General features: G+C 66.5%; 16 protein-coding genes. 7 read left to right on the forward strand and 9 right to left on the reverse strand.

Translation table 11 applies throughout. The features are described 5' to 3' along the window. Positions 1-67 precede the first annotated feature (67 nt). Positions 68-1,105 (forward strand): Gfo/Idh/MocA family protein, encoded by a 1,038-nt coding sequence (locus tag NV1_RS02580; protein ID WP_067885126.1) that lies wholly within the window; start codon positions 68-70, stop codon positions 1,103-1,105. Positions 1,106-1,177: 72 nt separating this feature from the next. On the opposite strand, the gene NV1_RS02585 is transcribed toward NV1_RS02580, so the two are convergent. Both NV1_RS02585 and NV1_RS02590 read right to left on the reverse strand, forming a co-directional pair. Next, a complete protein-coding gene (locus tag NV1_RS02585) occupies positions 1,178-2,728 on the reverse strand; it encodes a Rieske 2Fe-2S domain-containing protein (protein WP_067884969.1) in 1,551 nt (516 codons plus the stop codon). Positions 2,729-2,769: 41 nt separating this feature from the next. Next, a complete protein-coding gene (locus tag NV1_RS02590) occupies positions 2,770-3,678 on the reverse strand; it encodes a hypothetical protein (RefSeq protein ID WP_067884971.1) in 909 nt (302 codons plus the stop codon). A 112-nt stretch (positions 3,679-3,790) separates the two neighbouring features. Between NV1_RS02590 and NV1_RS02595 the strand changes: the two genes are divergently transcribed. Together NV1_RS02595 and NV1_RS02600 are read left to right on the forward strand one after the other, a co-directional pair. Beyond that, positions 3,791-4,588, forward strand: a complete 798-nt coding sequence (locus NV1_RS02595) for a lysophospholipid acyltransferase family protein (RefSeq protein WP_067884973.1) — start codon at positions 3,791-3,793, stop codon at positions 4,586-4,588. Between the two features lie 36 nt (positions 4,589-4,624). Beyond that, positions 4,625-5,398 carry a lysophospholipid acyltransferase family protein gene (locus NV1_RS02600; protein ID WP_067885128.1) on the forward strand — a complete coding sequence of 258 codons (774 nt, stop codon included), beginning with the start codon at positions 4,625-4,627 and terminating at the stop codon, positions 5,396-5,398. A gap of 126 nt (positions 5,399-5,524) precedes the next feature. Here NV1_RS02600 and NV1_RS02605 read toward each other — a convergent pair whose 3' ends face one another. After that, positions 5,525-6,898 (reverse strand): MFS transporter, encoded by a 1,374-nt coding sequence (locus NV1_RS02605; protein WP_245713520.1) that lies wholly within the window; start codon positions 6,896-6,898, stop codon positions 5,525-5,527. Positions 6,899-7,075: 177 nt separating this feature from the next. On the opposite strand from NV1_RS02605, the gene NV1_RS02610 reads away from it, so the two are divergent. After that, positions 7,076-7,666: a TetR/AcrR family transcriptional regulator gene (locus tag NV1_RS02610; protein WP_218026904.1), complete on the forward strand. Its 591-nt coding sequence runs from the start codon at positions 7,076-7,078 to the stop codon at positions 7,664-7,666. A 4-nt stretch (positions 7,667-7,670) separates the two neighbouring features. On the opposite strand, the gene NV1_RS02615 is transcribed toward NV1_RS02610, so the two are convergent. Beyond that, positions 7,671-8,483: an AraC family transcriptional regulator gene (locus NV1_RS02615; RefSeq protein WP_084525002.1), complete on the reverse strand. Its 813-nt coding sequence runs from the start codon at positions 8,481-8,483 to the stop codon at positions 7,671-7,673. Between the two features lie 86 nt (positions 8,484-8,569). On the opposite strand from NV1_RS02615, the gene NV1_RS02620 reads away from it, so the two are divergent. Continuing rightward, a complete protein-coding gene (locus NV1_RS02620) occupies positions 8,570-9,445 on the forward strand; it encodes an NAD(P)H-binding protein (protein WP_067884979.1) in 876 nt (291 codons plus the stop codon). A gap of 114 nt (positions 9,446-9,559) precedes the next feature. Continuing rightward, positions 9,560-10,570, forward strand: a complete 1,011-nt coding sequence (locus tag NV1_RS02625; protein WP_067884980.1) for an agmatine deiminase family protein — start codon at positions 9,560-9,562, stop codon at positions 10,568-10,570. Between the two features lie 13 nt (positions 10,571-10,583). Here NV1_RS02625 and NV1_RS02630 read toward each other — a convergent pair whose 3' ends face one another. Further along, positions 10,584-11,348: a hypothetical protein gene (locus NV1_RS02630; RefSeq protein WP_067884983.1), complete on the reverse strand. Its 765-nt coding sequence runs from the start codon at positions 11,346-11,348 to the stop codon at positions 10,584-10,586. 99 nt (positions 11,349-11,447) lie between these two features. On the opposite strand from NV1_RS02630, the gene NV1_RS02635 reads away from it, so the two are divergent. Next, on the forward strand, positions 11,448-12,674 hold the full coding sequence (locus tag NV1_RS02635) for an RNA-guided endonuclease InsQ/TnpB family protein (RefSeq protein ID WP_373864571.1): 1,227 nt from the start codon (positions 11,448-11,450) through the stop codon (positions 12,672-12,674). Here NV1_RS02635 and NV1_RS02640 read toward each other — a convergent pair whose 3' ends face one another. The 4 genes from NV1_RS02640 to NV1_RS02655 are packed head-to-tail and all read right to left on the reverse strand — an operon-like array spanning position 12,675 to position 18,892. Continuing rightward, entirely contained in the window at positions 12,675-14,345 is a 1,671-nt protein-coding gene (locus NV1_RS02640) for an ABC transporter family substrate-binding protein (RefSeq protein ID WP_067884985.1), read from the reverse strand. 26 nt (positions 14,346-14,371) lie between these two features. Continuing rightward, the gene (locus NV1_RS02645) at positions 14,372-16,042 is read right to left on the reverse strand and encodes an ABC transporter family substrate-binding protein (RefSeq protein WP_067884987.1); all 1,671 of its coding nucleotides are present in this window, start codon (positions 16,040-16,042) and stop codon (positions 14,372-14,374) included. 10 nt (positions 16,043-16,052) lie between these two features. Further along, complete coding sequence (locus NV1_RS02650) at positions 16,053-17,933, reverse strand: dipeptide ABC transporter ATP-binding protein (protein ID WP_067884989.1); 1,881 nt, start codon at positions 17,931-17,933, stop codon at positions 16,053-16,055. Next, positions 17,930-18,892, reverse strand: coding sequence for an ABC transporter permease (locus tag NV1_RS02655; RefSeq protein WP_067884991.1), 963 nt, complete (start codon positions 18,890-18,892; stop codon positions 17,930-17,932). Before NV1_RS02655 ends, NV1_RS02650 begins: the two co-directional genes overlap by 4 nt. Positions 18,893-18,899 lie beyond the last annotated feature (7 nt).

The raw sequence follows: 18,899 nt of genomic DNA on the forward strand, positions 1-18,899 counted from the left end.
TTTCGTACCGGACAATCGCGGGTGAACCGACGCCGCACGAGTGACGGCCGGAGCGAAAGGCAGCTGGATGGCGGAATTGGGTGTGGCCGTGATCGGGTTCGGGCTGGCCGGTGCGGTGTTCCACGCGCCGCTGATCGCCGCGGAGCCCAGGATGCGGGTGGCCGCCGTGGTCACTTCCGCCGCCGAGCGCGCGGAGCGGGCGCGCGCGACGTATCCGGGTGTGCGGGTGGTGGCCACGGCCGATGAGCTGTTCGCCGATCCGGACGGTATCGATCTGGTCGTGATCGCCACACCCAATCCCACGCACGCACCGTTGGCTATTCAGGCGCTGAACGCGGGACTGCCGGTGGTGGTGGACAAGCCGTTCGCACTCACCGCGGATCAGGCGCTCGAGGTGATCGCGACGGCCGAGCAGGCCGGGCTGGCCTTGTCGGTTTTCCAGAATCGCCGCTGGGACAGTGATTTTCTGACGTTGCGCCGATTGATCGAGGCCGGGGAACTCGGACAGGTGCGCCGCTTCGAATCCCGATTCGAGCGCTGGCGGCCGGTCAGCAAGGGGAGTTGGCGTGAGGTGGGCGAAGCCGCGGACGGTGCGGGCATCCTGTACGACCTGGGTAGCCATCTGATCGATCAGGCGCTCACCCTGTTCGGACCGGCGACCGAGGTCTACTGCGAATTGGATTGTCGCCGACCGGATGTGCGGTCCGACGACGATGCCTTCATCGCGCTGACGCACGACTCCGGCGTCCGCTCGCACCTGTGGATGAGTGCGGTCACGCCCCGGCTGGGTCCCCGAATGCGGGTACTCGGTTCGGAGAGCGGGTTTCTCATCTTCGGGCTGGACCCGCAGGAGGACGCGTTGCGTGCGGGGCGGCGACCCGACGACGGACAACCCTGGGGCACAGTGGATTCGGAAAACTGGGGCTCACTGGGCACCCTGGACGACATCCACCCGGTGCCCGCCGAGCCGGGGAACTATCCGGCGTTCTACGCGGATATGGCAGCCGCCCTTCTGGACGGCGCGGCGGTCCCGGTCGATCCGAACGACGCGGTGGCCACCTTGCAGGTGCTGGAGGAGGCCCGGATGTCCGCCGCGGGCGAGTGATCCCGCGAGAAATTCGCTCTCGGAACGTATTCCGCGTCGAAGCCCGCCGCCCGCCGAGGGCGGGCGAGACCCTCAGAGCTTACGCGAACGCAGCTCGTGCCCCTTGGATGTCTTGCACCGCCCCGACTCCAGGTCCCACTGCCAGCCGTGCAGATTGCAGGTGAGGGTATTACCCTCCACCACACCGAATTTCGACAGATCGGCCTTGAGGTGCGGGCAGCGGCGCTGCACCTCCCACCCGGCCAGTTCGGTCGAGGCCGAATCGTCGTGCGCCTCGGCGAACCAGCCGTCCGCGTAGGCGATTCGCTCATCGGTGAGGCATTTGAAGAACGTGTAGAGGAATTCGTTGTAGCCGCCGATGCGCCACGCCTGGAATCGCGTGGACAGGAAGATCGTGTTCACCCAATCGGGTTCCTGATCGCGCAGCACCGTGCGAACCAGCTGGGGGTCGATCCGGAAACCGTAGCGGTACCGGCCCTCGCCCTCGATCGGCTCGCGCACCGTCCGCTTCGGGAAGTCCAATACGAAGGTCTGCTCGCCGAGCACCAGGCCGACCGGGTAGCCGATGCCGTCGCAGATCAGATCGCTCTGCGCCATGATCGGCTCGAACAGATCCTTCAGTTGTGGCAGCAGCGGTTCGTCGCCGGTCGCCCAGGTCGCCTTCTCCGCGGCCAGCGCCGGCGCCATCCGCTCGGCCATCCGCTCGATGTATTCGGGCTTGTCCCCGTAGATCTCGTCCGGATCGACCGGATGGGTGAGCTCGAGTTCCTTGCCGCGCACGTCGGCGACCGAACCCGGAATCATCAGCACGCCACCGGAATTGCCGTGGATCCGCATCTGCTCGAGGAAGACGATCTGGTCCGGGAAGATGTTCCCGTTCTCTTCTGAGAAGCGGTCGCCGCGATCGTCGTTGAGGTAGCGCAACTCGTCGTCCAGAAAGACCGGGGGACCGGCCGAGGGGACCACCCAGGTCGCCCCGACCTGCTCGATATAGCTACGCGCCCGGTCCATCCCGCGCTGCCGCTTCTGCTTACCGAAATTCGACTTGGTGCGCGCGGGGATGTCGTAGACCATCGGGTACCAGATCGCGCCCGAATACTGGAGCAGATGGATGTCGATGTGCCCGAACGTCTCGTGCAGGACGTCCATGTCGACCGGGCGGGCGTCGTTCATGTTGAAGCACACCGTCTCGCCGTCCGAGACGACCAGCCCGGAGTCGCCGATCGGACCGTCCGCGGGGGCGCGCAGCGCGATGATCATGATGTCCATCTCGCCGCCCGGTCCGGTGATGGTCCGCTTGACCGAATTCTCGGTTTCGATGAACTTCGTGAAGCCGAGTTTCTCCAGTTCGCGACGCAGATCCGGGACCGGGTAGTCCGGCAGCAGAACGGTCGTGTCCTTGCTGACGTGGTCGGTCAGGTGCTTCGCGTCGAAATGGTCGCGGTGCAGGTGCGAGACGTACAGGAAGTCACAGTTGCCCAGTTCGTCCCAGTCCAGTCCGGTGTTGTCCGGGAACGGGAACCACGATCCGAAATACGCCGGGTTGACCCAGGGATCACACAGGATCGTCCCGGCCGCGGTACGGATATGGAACCCGGCGTGTCCGACGCTGGTGATCTCCACGAACTTCCCTCCTGAACGTTGCCGGTCACCCAGGGTACCGACTACGAGGAGACGTCGCCGATGCAGTAACCCTGCTTGCCCGACTTCAGGGTGAATGTCCGGGTCTGCTCCACTCCGTCGGTGGTCAGGACCGAGGCCGAGACCGTGAGATACGGCCCGCGCAACGCCGCCGAGGTCAGCGACCGGTCGACGAAGGACTGCACGTCGTCGACCTTGCCCGGTTCGGCGGCCAGCGGCGGGGTGGTGGCCCGGCCGGTGCCGGTGGGGTCCCAGGTTCCCGGGGTGGCCGCGCAGCGCAGCGGGTGGGTGGACTCCTTGTCCGCCGCGGCGAGCGGCGTCCCGGTGACGCGGTCGAGGTAGCGGCGGACGGTGTGCCGGGCGTCGGCGTCGTTGAACGTCGGTGTCGTCCCGGCCTGGAAGACCCGCGGACAGGCGTATCCGGTGTCGATATCGGTGCGTTGCGCCACGACGGTGACCGCCCCGCGGCCGGCGCCCTGCCAGGTGATCGCGGTACCGTCGTCCACGCCAGGGCGCGCCAGGGCGCTGAGGATGGCGTTCTTGTCGGTGTACATGGACTGCACGTTCTGCGGAGCCACGGTCCAGCATTTGGCCTGCAGCCGGGCCGGTGAGACCGATTGCAGGTCCATGGCCCAGCGGGTGAGCGCGTCGGCGGCGGCGGAATCGCGTTTGGTGAGCGAGACGGTTACCGCGAGTTCGCCCGGCTTCGGCTTCGGCAGGGCCGGCGCGGCCGCCGCGGTGGCCGCCGCCGTCGTGGGCGATGCGCTCGTGGACGAGGCCACCGGGGCCTGCGGTTCGTCGGCGCGGTAGTCGGTGCCCTCGATACCCACCCGCGAATCGCAGCCCGCGACCAGTCCGGTCGCGATCAGTGCCAGCCCCCCGGCCAGTGCGTATCGGAGACGTCCACGCGAAGCCGGTCGGGGAAATTTCACTGCGGTGAACCTCTTTCCTGTACGCGTGTTCCGTTGTCTGAGCGGCGTGTGTGTGGACTGCGACACACGCCTGGGTGTAACCCGATGTGCCGGGGACTACGCTAGCGGAATTGTGGAACCCGTCTACCGGTCGATCATCGGCCTGGCCCGCACCGTCTTCTTCGCGCAGGGGCTGAAATTCGATGTCCGAGGGGCCGAGCGCATCCCCGCCGTCGGTGGCGCGGTCATCGCCATCAATCACACCGGCTACATGGACTTCACCTACGCCGGGCTGCCCGCACGCACCCCGAAACGGTACATCCGGTTCATGGCCAAGAAGGAGGTGTTCGACAGCGGCGTCTCGGGCCCGATCATGCGCGCGCTGCGGCACATTCCGGTGGATCGCTCGGCCGGGGCGGATTCCTACAAGGCCGCGCTGGAATATCTGCGCCGCGGTGAGCTGGTCGGGGTGTACCCGGAGGCGACGATCAGCCGCAGCTTCGAGATCAAGGAATTCAAATCCGGCGCCGCGCGCATGTCGATCGAATCCGGCGTGCCGATCATCCCGATGGTGATCTGGGGTGCGCAGCGGGTGTGGACCAAGGGACATCCCAAACGTCTGGGTCGCACCAACACTCCGATCCGGATCGCGGTGGGCGAACCGATCGCGCCGCCCGTGGTGGGTGACGGGGACGTCGGTGAGGCGGCCGCGGAACTGACCAAGCGCCTGCGCACGACGATGCAGCAGATGCTCCAGGCGTTGCAGCAGGGGTACCAGCACGAACCCGGCGCGTACTGGGTTCCGGCTCGACTGGGCGGCGGTGCGCCCACACTGGAGGAGGCGAACGCGATGGACGCCGCGGACGCCGCCGCCAAGGCCGAACGCGCGGCGGCGAACCGGAATTCGGCCGGTGGCGAACCGGATCGGTAGTCCGGCCGCGAGAGTGGATGCACAGGAGTTGTGAATATGGCGCGCGAACCCGTATTCGACGTTCTCACCGGATTGGTCCGCAGTGTGTTCTGGGCCCAGGGACTGCGGGTCGAGATCACCGGGCAGGAACATATTCCGCGTTCCGGGGGTGCGGTGCTGGCCGTGAACCACACCGCCTACCTGGATTTCATGGAGGTCGGGTTGGTGGGCCGCAACTCGGGCCGCAACGTGCGCTACATGATGAAGGCCGAACTCGAGCACGGCATCGTCGGCTGGCTCATGAAGCACTGCAAGGCGATCGGCGTCGATCGCAGCCACGGCGCGGAGTCGTACGAGCGCGCGGTGGCGGCGTTGCGGGACGGTGAGATCGTGGTCGTCTATCCGGAGGCGACGATCAGCCGCAGCTTCGAGCTGAAGGAATTCAAATCCGGCGCCGCGCGAATGGCGATCGAATCGGGTGCCCCGATCGTGCCGATGACGATCTGGGGCGCACAACGCGTCTGGACCAAAGATATTCCGAAAGAACTGGGCCGCAAGCGTTTCCCGATCCACATTCGGATCGGCGAGCCGATCGCCCCGCCGCCCGGTGAGCTCACCGCCGCCGGAGTGGACGAGCTGACCGCCGAATTGCGTTCCCGCATGGCCGATCTGCTCGAGCTGGCACAGGCGGGATACGAGATGCCCGCGGGCGCGCCCTGGGTGCCCGCCCGGTTGGGCGGCAGCGCGCCCACCCCGGCACGTGCGGCGGTGCTGGACCAGGAGGAACTGGCCCGCCGCCGGGCCGCGGCCCAGCGCAAAGCGGTGAACTGAGCCGCGGAACGGTTCGGCGGCACCGGGGTTCGGCGTTGTCCGGCGACGTGAACCTGTAGGGCCTTCGAGGCGTTCGGTGAGTCGTGCTGCGCGGGCCGGATCGCCTGTCGCCGTGGGTGATCGGGCTCAGTGCGGGGCCGGCTCGGGGTGTGTGTCGCCGCGCAGGGTTGCCGCCGCGCCGACGACGCCGATGGCGGCGGCGATCCAGAAGGCGAGGGGAAACCCGGTGGTCACCGCACCGGCCACGAGGGCGGCGGCGAGTTGGCTGCCGAAGGCGCCGCCGATCGTCCGGGAAACGGTGTTGATGCCGTTCGCGGTGGCGGATTCGGCCGGGTCGACGACGCGGTGCAGGTACGCGGGCAGGGCGGCCATGACCAGGCCGGTGCCGATGCCGATCGGGACGGCCCCCATCGCGAGTTCCCACAGACCCGCGTGGGCCAGGGCCAGGATCGCCGCACCGGCGGCGGCGACGATCAGGCCGAGCGTCAGCGGTAGGCGTGGGCCGCGCCGGGCGATGAGGCGTCCGGCGACGCTTCCGGCTGGTAGTACGACCAGTGTGGACGGCAGCATGATCAGTCCGGCGGTGGTGACGGAGGCGCCGAAACCGCCTGCCGTGACCGGTATTTCGGACAGTTTTGGGATCAGCACGTAGTAGATGAACTGCACGACGCCCAGCGCGAACGCGGACAGATGCACGATTCCGGTGGAACGGTGCAGCACCAGATCCATTCGGATGAGCGGGAAGTGCAGGCGGCGTTCCAGACGCACGAACCCGATCAGCAGTGCGATGCCCGCCACCGCGCAGGCGAGCACGGCGATACTGGTCCAACCGCAGTTCGGGGCGAGGGTCAGCGCGACCAGGATTCCGGACAGGCCGCCCGCCAGCAGGACCACACCGGCCGGATCGAGCCGCCCGCTGGATTCGACCGGGCCCTCGGGCACGGCGACGTACGTGAGAATCAGTGCGGCCGTCGCCAATACCGCGCCGATGGCGAAAAGCCAACGCCACGAGGCGTGGTCGACGACCAGTCCGCCGATCACCAGCGCGATCCCCGCGGCGCCGCCGACCAGCGCGGACAGGAAGCCCAGTCCGCCGTGCACCCGGTCGGGCGGAAGCACCGCCGGTACCGAACCGAAGGCCAGCGGCAGGATCGCCATGCTGACGCCCTGGGCCGCGCGGGCCGCGATGAGCACCCCGATCTGCGGGGCGGCCATGGCGACGAGCGTCGCGATCAGATAGATCCCGAGGACCGCGAGCAGGGTCCGGCGGCGGCCGAATCGGTCTCCGATGCGGCCGAACAGCGGCGTCAGGATCGCGCTGGCCAGTAGCGGCGCGCTCAGGACTGCCCAGGTCGCGGCGGTGGTGCTGGTGTGCAGCGCGTGCTGCAGGAAGCCGATGATCGGCACCAGCATGGTCTGCATCAGCGCGTACGACAGCACGCCGATGGCCAGCGCGGGCATGGCGAGGCGGTGGGTGGGTGGTGACGTCCGGGTGGTCACGACGGGCTCCTTTCGTGCGAACAATGTTCGCATTAGGTCACCCTAATTAATTGCGAACGCTGTTCGCAAGAGGTCGTGCGGTAAATCGGTGTGATGCCGGACGCCCACATCAGGACCGCTCGTTCGGCTCGATGAGGGTGTCAATACGCTCGCGTTCGGCAGATGGAAGGGAGTCGGGTGCGCGCACAACCGCTGAACAGGGCCGTCATCGTCGCAGCCGCCCGTCGCGTGGCCGACGCCGAGGGGCTCGCGGCGCTGACCCTGCGCCGGGTGGCCGCCGAACTCGACACCGGGCAGGCGTCGCTCTACCGGCACATCACCGACCGCCGCGAACTGCTGGCCCTGCTCAACGAGGACCTTGCCCTCGCCTTCCCGGTCCCGCGCGGCGGCACCGCCCGCGAACGCCTGACCTCCCAGTGGCTCGGTACCCACCGGGTGATGCTCGACCACCCCTGGGCCGCCCAGGTCGTCAACGAACCCACCTCGGTCACCGCGACCTCCCTCCCGTTCGCCGAGGCCGCGATCGCCGCCTTCCTCGAGGCCGGTCTCGACGAGTCCGCGGCCGCTCGCGCTTACCGCGCCACCTGGCACCTGCTCATCGGCCAGATCGTCAACGACCACCCCCTCGGCCACCCCGGCTTCACCGTCGACCCCGCCGACTACCCGGCCCTGACCGCCGCCCGCCCCCACTTGTCGCACCTGGACTCCGCCGCGGAATTCGAATGGTCCCTGCACCAGCTCCTGGCCGGAATCCTCGGTCCGGAGTAAGGATTCAGGTGCGGAAGGCCGTGGCGCAGGGGGTGGCGGCGGGAAGGGCGCCGCGGAAGTAGGCGGAAGGCGCGGTGCCCATGAGGGTGCGGAATTCGGCGTTCATGTGGGACTGGTCGTAGTAGCCGTGCGTGGCGGCGGTGGTGGCCAGGGGATCGGGGCTGGGATCGGCCAGCACGCGCCGGATACGGCCGATGCGAGCGAATTGCTTGGGGGACAGGCCGATTCCGGTGGCGAACAGGGTGCGGAGTTGGCGCTCGCTGATGGCGAGGCGGGCGGCCACCTCGGGGACGGGGATCGACTCCTCGGCCAGGGCCGCGGTGGCCGCTTCCAACAGGCGGCGCTGGCGGTGGTGCTCGGGGGCATCGGAAAGTGACTGTGGCAGTGCGTTTTCCAGGATGCGCAGCGCTTCGTCCGGAGTGCTGTGCAGCAATCGGTCCTCGAATCCGGCCAGCGGGCCCGGGAAATCGGCCAGGGGGCGCACGCGGTCGGTCAGTTCGACCGCGGCGACGCCCAGCAGCGGCCGTACCGCGGCGGGGGCCAGGCGCAGCCGCTGACATGCCGCGGACTCCTCGGCCTGTTTGTACGTCGCGCGGGTGCGCGGCCCGATCACCGCGACGTCGCGGCGGCCCGAGCGCTCGACCCGGATGACCACGGTGGTCACCGCCTGCGGGACGTGGGTGAACGGCGTGGCCAGATCATCGAGGAACGGGATGCGGCCGACTCCCGTGAGCCACGGCCGCAGGGCAGCCGGAACCGGGAGCGGGCGCTCGAACTGCTCGGTGGTGCGCACGGGCGCGATGGACAGGACGCTCACCACATCGACTGTAAGCGCGTTCGACGCCGAGCGGTCCTGCCGAAATTTCCTATGGCGGAGGGTCCGGACCACGCCAGGCTGAGCTCATGATTCTGGTGACGGGTGCCACGGGCACCATCGGCGGTGCGGTGGTTCGGCAGTTGGCCGAGCGGGGCGAGAAGGTTCGCGCGTTCACGAGGAATCCGCGGTCAGCGCGGGTACCCGACGGCGTGGAGGTGGTGGGCGGCGACTTCGCCGATCCGGCCTCGATCGACGCGGCGATGGCGGGTGTGCGGGCGGCATTCCTGGTCAGCGTGCCCGGCCCGGACAAAGCCGACACCGACACCGCACTGGTCGCCGCGGCGCGGGAAGCGGGTGTGCGGCGGCTGGTGAAACTCTCGGCCATCGGCACCGGAGACCCCGCGCTGCGGGACTTCGCGAACTGGCATGTGCCCGGTGAGCAGGCGGTGCGGGAGAGCGGCCGGACGTGGACGATCCTGCGCCCCAGCGCATTCGCCTCCAACACGCTCGCCTGGGCCGAGGCGATCCGGACCGGCGAGCCGGTGCCGATCCGCACCGGGACGGGCGGTCAGGGGGTGATCGACCCGCGGGACGTCGCGGCCGTCGCGGTCGAGGCACTGGTGTCCGACGAACATGCCGGGCAGGTGTACACGCTGACCGGGCCCGTGGCGCTGTCCGAACCGGATCAGGCCAGTGTGCTGGCCACCGAGTTGGGCCGCCCGGTGACGCTCGCGCCGCTGTCGCAGGATGCGGTGCTCGCGCATCTGCGGGCGCGCGGGCTGTCCGAGAAGTACATCGATGTGGTGCTGCAGGGTTCGGCCTTCATCCGCGACGGCGGAAACACCACGGTCACCGGCGATGTGCTGCGGGTCCTCGGCCGCGCCCCCCGGACGTATACGCAGTGGGTGCGCGACCACCTCCCGGCGTTCACGGAGGACAACGGCGGCGCAATCGAGTCATAACGGACTGGACGGGTGTACCAACACGCGGCGCGGCGCGCCGTATCCTCCGGATGACAGGGCCGCAACCTGCCATTTCATGGCGCATGTCGGACCGAATGGATACGGTCGGAGATCATGACCCGCTATGTGATGCCGGCCGAGTCCGCGCCGCATGCTCGGACGTGGCTGGCGTGGCCCGCCAAGGAGTCCGTCTGGGAGGATCTGCTGCCCGAGGCGCGCGCGGATGTGGCACGGCTGGCCCAGGCCATCGCCGTGCGCGAACCTGTCGCGCTGCTGGCGCGGCGCGAACATGTCGAGGATGCCCGCCAGGTCGTCGGTGACGGCGTCAAGGTGGTCTCGGCCCCGCTGGACGACTTATGGGTACGCGATACCGGCGCGACCTTCGTGACCACGCCCGACGGAGGGGTGGTGGGTATCGACTTCAACTTCAACGGCTGGGGGCAGAAGGCCGAATACCATCTCGACGCACGGGTCGCGCGAAAGATGTTGGAGTACGAGGGAATCGAGCGGGTGGTCGCGCCGATCGTCGCCGAGGGGGGCTCACTCGAGGTCGACGGCGAGGGCACGCTGCTGGCGACCGAGAGTTCGCTGGTCAATCCGACCCGCAACCCGGGCAGCGACCACGACGAGATCGAACGGGCGCTGGGCGATCTGCTGGGCGTGCGAAAAGTGGTGTGGCTGCAGGGCGTTGCGGGTCGAGAGGTGACGGACTGCCACGTCGACGCGGTGGCCCGTTTCGCGCGGCCCGGCGTGGTCGTGGTGGACCGGCCGGTAGATCCGGATCGCGACGACGTCTTCGCCCGCGCCGCGGCCCGCGCCTGCGAGATCCTGCGCGACGCCACCGACGCCGCGGGCCGGAGGTTGGAGATCATCGAACTGCCGCAACCGAACCGGGCCGATATGCCCGGCACTCGCGGTGCCGAGTTCCTCTACACCTACGTGCACTTCTACGTCGGCAACGAGGCGGTCTACATGCCCGCCTACGGTGACCGTCACGGTGACGATCGCGCGGCGGGCATCCTCGCCGACGCGTTCCCTGGCCGGGAGGTCGTTCCGGTGGAATTCAATGCCGTCGCCGAGGGCGGCGGCGGAATCCACGCGGCCACCCAGCAGCAACCTGCCTGAGCCGCAGGCAGATTCAGCTGGGGTCCGAGCCGCGGATCGCGGAGAACCACACGGCCACCCCGGCGGCGACCGTGACGGCCCCGAGGAACGCGGGGAAGCCGCCACCGGCGACGTAGACCCACAGCAGTGCGGCGAACGGCGCGACGACGACGTATTGGCCGTCGAGCAGGAGGCGGCGGGTGAATCGCGACGCGTCGGCGGCGTGGGCCGGGCCGTCGGGATCGGGGCGAGTGGGGTTGTCGTGCAGGCGGCCGATGGGTTCACGATCGCGTACCGGGCCCGAGGGGTACAGCCGTACGTTGTCGAAAAACACTGTGCCGTCTCGGAATTCGACCGTCGAATCGGTTGCGGTGACCAGGAAGGGATCGAAGTACACCGGCAGCCAGCGGGTTCGGCCGGCTGCGGTGAGTTCGAGCCACGATCTGCTGAGCAGCCTGTGCTGTTGCCGTATTCGGCGGCAGCGCGGTGCGTTCGCGCGTCCATCGGTGGACTCGGAACCGGATGGTCCGGAGTCCGCCGGCTCGGTGTCCCTCGGTCCGGAATCGCCCGGCTCGGTCTCGGTCGGCGCGGAGGATATTCCGGGATCGGTGTGCCAGGGCAACACCCCGGAAGCCACCATCAGCCGAAATGTGCTGTAAACGAGCACGACCAGCGCGACCGCGCCGACCATGCCCAACTGCTCCGAATCGGCGAACGGCATCCAGGCCAGACAGATCGCCACTGTACCGACTGTCGTCAGAACCGGATAGGCCAGCGGGTGGCCGGAGTCGAAAGTCACAGGAGAGCCGCCGCGATATCCAGTCGTTCACGGTAGGCAGGCATGAAGTTTGCCTGTGGCGCATAGTTTTTACTCAACCTGGGCCTCTCTGTAAACTAAATGCTCGTGAGGACCGCGTACAAGGTCCGGGCTTATCCGGACCCTGGACAAGCGGCGCTTTTGCGCCGCACATTCGGTTGTGTACGTGTCGTCTGGAACAAGACCCTTGCCGGCCGCCAACGTCTCTACACCCTCGAGCGAAAGTCGACTTCCTATAAGGAAACCGATGCGGCGCTGTCGGAGTGGAAACGCACGGAGGAACTGGCGTTCCTGTCCGAGGTGAGCAGCGTTCCCCTGCAGCAGACTCTCCGGCATCAACACGCCGCCTTCGCTGCCTTCTTCAAAGGTCTCGCCCGCTACCCGCGCTTCAAGAACCGACACGGCCGCCAGTCGGCGCATTTCACTCGCTCGGCCTTCCGGATCAAGGCCGATGGATTGTGGTTGGCGAAGACCGCGATGCCGCTGCGAATCGTGTGGACATGGCCGGATATCGACCTCGCCTCGCTCGACCCGACGATGGTGATCGTCTCCCTGGAGCCTGATGGCCGCTGGTTCGTCTCCTTCGCCGTCGACCGGACCAACTCGCCTGCGGCGGAACCGGTCGGGAATGCGGTCGGTGTAGATCTCGGCATCAAGGACTTCGCCACTCTCTCCACTGGAGACAAGATCGCCAATCCTGGGCACATGACGCGGCATGAACGTGGTCTGCGCCGTCACCAGAGGCGTCTGGCGCGAATGCGAAAAGGGTCTGCCAACCGTTCGAAACAACGAGTTAAGCTCGCGCGCAAATATTCTCGTGTTCGTGATGCCCGCCGGGACTTCCTTCACAAGATCTCCACCGGTCTCGTGCAACGGTTCGACATTATCGCAATCGAAGACCTTGCACCGAGGAACATGGTCCGCAACAGGAGTCTGGCGAAGTCGATCAGCGAAGCCGGATGGAGCGAGTTTCGGGCCATGCTCGAATACAAGGCCGAGCGTGTCGGCAGACGCTTGGTGGTGATCGACCGCTGGTATCCGAGTTCGAAAACTTGTAGCGCATGCGGACATCTGTTCGCCGCGCTTTCGCTCGGGACACGGCAGTGGTCGTGTCCCGGCTGCGGCACTCGGCACGACCGGGACATCAACGCCGCCAAGAACATCCTCGTCGCCGCCGGGCTGGCGGAGACTGTAAACGCCTGCGGAGGTGATGTCAGACCGCAAGAGGTATCTCTTCGGCAATCGCTGGCGAAACAGGAACTCCCGGATGTGAGTCCGGGAAACTCCATCCTACGGGTCGGGGAATAGTCAATTCAGGAAGCCGACTTTCGTCCAGTCGGCTGTGGCGAGGCCGAATGCGCCGATGTTGGCGAGGTTGGCTCGGGTCGCATAGGTGCCGGCGCTCTGGAACAGCGGCAATGAGTGGACCTCGTCCCAGATCATCTTGTCGCATTGATTGGCGAGCTGTATGGCTTTGTTCGGGTCGAGCTCGGACAGCGTCTCGTTGATCAGCGTATTCAATTCCGGCGAGCCGATTCGAGCGTGGTTACTTTGCTGATTATTGGGATCCCAGGCATATATCTGGCCCAAGGCGCCGAGCGGGAAAATGCTGCCACCCCAGGCGTGCTGCGCGAGATCGAAGTTGCCGGGATTGATTATATTGGTGAACAGTCCCTGACCGGGGATGGTCTGAATATCGACCTGCACGCCGATCTTTGCAAGGTCCGCCTGAATGATCTTCGCTACACGTACCCACGGATCGAACTGGTACATGACATCACGGAGTTCGAGCTTGCGTCCGTCCTTCTCTCGGATGTTGCCGTTCATCTTCCAGCCCAGGGCATCCAGCTCCTTGGCTGCCTCGTCGAGATTGTAGGTCAGCGGCCCAGAATTATCCTGATAACCTTTCTGGCCCTCCATGAAGATGTGGTTGTTCAACACGCGCGGACTTTTTACAATGCCGTTCAACCAATTATCGGCGAGCGTCTGGCGATCGATCCCCTTGGCGATTGCCGCCCGCAGCTTGGGATCGGAGAGGATTGCGCCGGGGGCACCGTTGAACGTGATGACGTCGAAGGACGGCTCCGGTGCTTCGTGAACGACGACTCCTGGACTGTTCCTGGCCGTCGTCACATCCGACAAGCCCGTGACCTGAGTGTAGTCGAGCTCGTTGTTCTGGATCGCGGCCACTTCCGCACTGTTGTCGAGCACGTTGAAGGTGATGGTGTCGAGTTTCGGCGTGTCACCCCACCACTTGGGGTTGCGACCCAACGTGATTCGGTTCTGGGTGCGGTCGATGTTCGTGATAACGAACGGGCCGGAGCTGATCGGCAGGCCATTTCGGGCGAAATCACTGAATGCCTGGGGGCTTACGGTGACAGCCTTGGGATAAAGCGGGCTGAACATTCCCTTCCACTCGGCGTACGGTTTGTTGAAGGTTACGACAGCTTGCCGGTCGTCGACTCCGCGTTCGACCTTTGCCACTCGGTCGAATCCGGAGGTGAAGGCTACGAGATACCGGTTGTCCGCTCCGCTCAAGGCGTTGGCTCCCGATCGCAGATCTTCCCAGGTGATCGGGGTGCCGTCGGACCACACGGCCTTGGGATTAATGGTGTAGGTGACCTGCTGCGGGTTGGTATTCGTGAGTTTGATGTCGGTGAAATAGTTGTGATTGATCGAAATCTCGCCGGCAGCGTCGCTGACAACGGCTGAGGGGAGCAACGGGTCGATGACCGCGGCGGTGTCTTGGTCGTCGCCATCAACATCCAAATAGTTGAAGGTCGCCGGGATCTTACTGAGTGATAGGCGCAGGTTCCCGCCCTCGCGCAGTTCGCTGACAGGCTTCGGGTTGATGTCATTGGTAATGCCGATATTGGTGTTGCTGGTCTGCGAGCGGGTGCCGGAACTACACCCCGACACCACCAATCCGACGGCGAGCGCCGGGATCGCGAGCGGGAGCAAGGTCGAACGAATCCGCATGGATCGATCCTTCCGTCGGGGCGGCCTCATCTTTCGAAGCCGATTGCGGTGTAGTCGTAGGTGGCCAGGCCGGGTGCGCCGATATTGGCGAGGTTGGCCCGGGTGGCCCAGTTCCCCGGGTCCTGGGTCAGCGGCAGGGAGTGACCTTCGGCGAAGATCTGGGTATCGACCTGATTCGCCAGCGTGATGGCCTTGTCCGGGTCGAGTTCGGACACCGCCTTGTCGATCAGATCGTTCAGGGCGGGCGAGCCGATCCGTCCGTAATTGCCCTGCACATTGTTCGGGTACAGGCCGTATTCCTGCGGAATGCTGTTGAATACGAACACATCACCCGACAGGACGTATTGCGACGTGTCGAAGTCGCCCGGAATGATCACATTGGTGAAGTAGTCCTGCCCGGGGCGGGTGTCGATGGACATCTTCACCCCGATCTTCGCCAGGTCCGACTGGATCATCTTGGCGATGGAGACCCAGCCCGGATCGTTGTACATCACATCGCGGAACGCCAGCTCCCGGCCGTCCTTCACCCGCACGTCGCCCCGCAGTTTCCAGCCCAGGCCGTCCAACTGCCGCGCGGCCGCGGCCGGGTCGTAGCCGACCGGAGCCGAATTGTCCTGGTAGCCCTTCTGTCCCATGACGAAGATGTGATTGTTGAGCACCTTCGGATGGTCGGTCAGGCCCGCCAGGCTCGTGTCGGCGATGGCCTGCCGGTTGATCGCCTTCGCGATCGCCACGCGCAGGGCGGGATCGGCCATGATCGAACCGGGCGCGCCGTTGAAGGTCAGCCAGCGCCACATGTTCATGGGCGCGTGCCGCAGTTGCAGTCCCGCGGTGCGCCGGATCAGCAGCACGTCGTTCAGACTCGCCATGCGTGCGAGGTCGAGTTCGTTGTTCTGCAGGGCCGCGGCCCAGGTCGACTGGTCCAGCACGCTGTAGGTGACGGTATCCAGCTTGGGTGGCGCACCCCACCATTTCGGGTTGCGCGCCAACACTATCCGGCGCTGCGTGCGGTCGATCGACTGCACGACGAACGGTCCCGCGGACGGTCCCATGTGGTCGACCAGGCCGTGATTGAAGGTATCCGGGGTGCCGGTCACCGATTTCGGATAGAGAATCGAATTACCCGAGTACTGACCGCGCCAATCGGCATAGGGCGTACTGAAGGTCAGTACCGCCTGCCGATCGTCGACGCCCCGCTCGACCTTCTCGACCCGGTCGAAACCGTTGCTGATGGCGTACAGGTAGCGCTTGTCCCGGCCGTTCAACGCCTGCCAGGTCGCGGCCATATCCTCCCAGGTGATCGAGGTGCCGTCGGACCACACGGCCTTCGGATTGATGGTGTAGACGACCTGCTGCGGATTGGTGTCGGCCAGCTTGATGTCGGTGAAGTAGTCGGTATCGATGGTGAGCTGTCCGGCGGGATCGGCCTTGAACGCTCGCGGCATCGTCCATCGGATGAGATCGGCTGTCTCACCCTCGTTTCCGTCGACGCACTGCACATTCCAGTTCGATGGGATCGAGGTGATCGCCAACCGCAGATTGCCGCCCTCGCGGACGTTCTGGCGGGGCTGCGGATTGATGTCGTTGACGGTGCCCAACGTCGCCGAGCCGGTCGAGCCGGTACCGGACGAACACGCCGCCGCCAGCGCCGATACCGATGCCGCCGCGACGACCTTGCCGAATGTGCGCCTCTTCACGACTCTGCTCCTACCGGGCGACGACGGGAATGGGAACCGCGTCGATGAGCGCGCGGGTGTACTCGTGCTGCGGATCGGTCAGAATCTGTTCCGCCGGACCGATTTCGACGATCTTGCCGCGATACATGACCGCGATGTCGTGCGCCAGATTGCGCACCACCGAAAGGTCGTGCGAGACGAACAGATACGACAGCCCGCGCTCGACCTGCAAGTCGCGCAACAGATTCAGCACACCGGCCTGAATGGAGACGTCCAGTGAGGACACCGGCTCGTCCAGCACCAGGATCTCCGGATCCAGGGCCAGCGCCCGCGCGATATTGATACGCTGCTTCTGCCCGCCGGAGAAGTCGGCCGGATACCGGTCGACGTGCTCGGCGCGCAGGCCGACCTGTTTCAGCAATTCCGGTACCCGCGAGCGGATCTCCGCACGCGGACGTCCGGCGATGCGCAACGGTTCGGCCAGGGCGTCGAAGATCGGCATGCGCGGATCGAGCGACGCGGACGGGTCCTGGAAGACGATCTGCATCTTCGCCCGGATCTCCCGGCGGCGGGCCTTGGTGAGCGTCGCGACGTCGCTGCCGAGTACCTCGATCGTTCCGCTCTGCGGCCTGGCCAGCTCCATGATCTCGGTCAGCGTGGTGGATTTGCCGGAGCCGGACTCGCCCACCAGCGCCAGTGTGCGGCCCGCGCGTAGTTCGAAACCGATCCCGTCCACCGCGCGCACCTCGCCGGTGCGGCGGCGCAGGATCACCCCCGAGGTGATCGGAAAGATCTTCGTCAGGTCCGAAACCCGCAGGACCACATTCGAATCCGTCTCCGCCGCGGGTTCGGGTTCGGTGATCTCCCGCCGATAGGCGGAGAACAGTTCCGCCGAGCCGATTTCCGCGGTTCGGATGCAGGCCGCGCGATGTCCCGGCGTGATGTCCTGCAAGGGTGGTTCGGCCGCACGGCACTCGTCGATGGCGACCGGGCAGCGCGGTGCGAACGGGCAGCCGGGCGGCAATGCGTGCATGGCCGGCGGGGATCCCTCGATGGGGATCAGCGGCGTGCGCGCCGGACCGTCCATGCGCGGGATCGAGCCGAGCAGCCCCACCGTGTACGGCATCCGCGGGGAACGGAAAAGGTCTGCGGTACCGGCGGTTTCGACGATCTTTCCGGCGTACATGACCGCCACCCGATCCGCGATGGTCGCGGCGATACCCATATCGTGGGTGATCATGATGACGCCCGCGCCGGTGATATCGCGCGCCGTGCGCAGCAGTCCGAGGATCTGCTGCTGCACCGTGACGTCCAGCGCGGTGGTGGGCTCGTCGCAGATGATCAGTTCCGGGTCGTTGGCGATGGCCATCGCGATGACCACGCGCTGGCGCATACCGCCGGAGAATTCGTGCGGGAAGGCGCGCGCCCGCGTCCGCGGTTCGGGAATCCCCACCAGGTCCAGCAGTTCCACCGCGCGAGTAGCGGCCTGCTGCTTGGACATCGAGCCGTGTGCGAGCAGCGCCTCGGCGATCTGATCACCGATCCGGTATACCGGGGTCAGCGCCGAGAGCGGATCCTGGAACACCATGGAGATCCGGCTGCCGCGGTAGTCCGACAGGGTCTTGTCGTCCATGCCGAGCAATTCCTTGCCGCGCAACCGGATCGAACCGCGCACTCGCGCCTGATCGGGCAGCAGCCCGATCACCGCCAGCGAGGACACCGATTTCCCTGAACCCGATTCGCCCACGATGGCGAGCACCTCGCCGTCGGAGACGGAGTAGTTCACCCCGCGCACCGCGTCGATGCGGCCCTCCTCGCCGGGGAAGCTCACGTGCAGATCCGAAACCTCCAGCAGCGGAGCGGTCGTGGTCTGCTTCGGGGTCTCGGGTGCGGTGGCTGATGTGTCGGTCATGACGGAGTCTTCCGCTCGGTCTGCTTCGAGGCCTCGAGGGTCTTGGATGTTTTGCGCCGGGCCCGCGCACGGGAGGAACTGGGGTCGAAGGCATCTCGCAGACCGTCGCCGACCAGGTTGGCGCAGAGCACGATCGCGATCAGAAAACCGCCCGGGAACAGGAACAACCACGGAAAGGTCAGCGCCGACTGGGAATTCGCCGCGATCAGCGTGCCCAGTGAGACATCCGGCGGCTGCACGCCGAATCCCAGGTAACTCAGGCCGGTTTCGGACAGCACCGCCGCGCCGAGGGCCAGGGTGGTGTCGATGATCAGGAACGACGCCACGTTCGGCACGATGTGCGTGACGATCAGCGATCGCGTCGACGCGCCCATGTACTTTGCGGCCCGGACGAATTCGCGATCGCGCAGACTCAGCGTCAGCCCGCGTACGATGCGCGCGCTGATCATCCAGCCGAACGCTGCGAGCAGGATGATCAGCAGCGGAATCGACCCGCTGCCCTTGGTGCGCGGGGAGAAGATCGCGATGATGATGAAACTGGGCACCACCAGCAGCAGGTCGACCAGCCACATGATCGCCCGGTCGGTCCAGCCGCCGAGCAGTCCGGCCACCGCACCCGCGGCCACCGCGACGATCGAGCCGAGAATCGCCACGCAGAAGCCGATGATCAGCGATTTCTGTAAGCCGTGCAGGGTTTGTGCGAGCAGATCCTCACCGCTGCCGTCGGTGCCGAACGGATGATTCGGGCTCGGCGCCTGATACAGCGCCGCGTAATCCATGTGCCGGTAGTCGTAGGGCAGGATCGGCGGCAGCGCGAACGCGGCGATCACGATGAGCAGCAACACGATCGCGCCCGCGATGGCGGCCTTGTTCCGCAGGAACCTGCGCCACACCAGTTTCCGGCGGCCCGCCGCGGTGGGCTCGGGCGCACCCTTGCTGATCAGTTCGACTTCGGTCACGCCTCCA

Source organism: Nocardia vaccinii NBRC 15922, assembly GCF_001613305.1.
Taxonomy (GTDB): domain Bacteria; phylum Actinomycetota; class Actinomycetes; order Mycobacteriales; family Mycobacteriaceae; genus Nocardia; species Nocardia vaccinii.

Coding starts and splice junctions, on each gene's coding strand:
- NV1_RS02600 (WP_067885128.1), top strand. CDS start 4,625: ATGGCGCGCGAACCCGTATTCGACGTTCTCACCGGATTGGTCCGCAGT.
- NV1_RS02620 (WP_067884979.1), top strand. CDS start 8,570: ATGATTCTGGTGACGGGTGCCACGGGCACCATCGGCGGTGCGGTGGTT.
- NV1_RS02580 (WP_067885126.1), top strand. CDS start 68: ATGGCGGAATTGGGTGTGGCCGTGATCGGGTTCGGGCTGGCCGGTGCG.
- NV1_RS02650 (WP_067884989.1), bottom strand. CDS start 17,933: ATGACCGACACATCAGCCACCGCACCCGAGACCCCGAAGCAGACCACG.
- NV1_RS02635 (WP_373864571.1), top strand. CDS start 11,448: ATGCTCGTGAGGACCGCGTACAAGGTCCGGGCTTATCCGGACCCTGGA.
- NV1_RS02640 (WP_067884985.1), bottom strand. CDS start 14,345: ATGCGGATTCGTTCGACCTTGCTCCCGCTCGCGATCCCGGCGCTCGCC.
- NV1_RS02625 (WP_067884980.1), top strand. CDS start 9,560: ATGACCCGCTATGTGATGCCGGCCGAGTCCGCGCCGCATGCTCGGACG.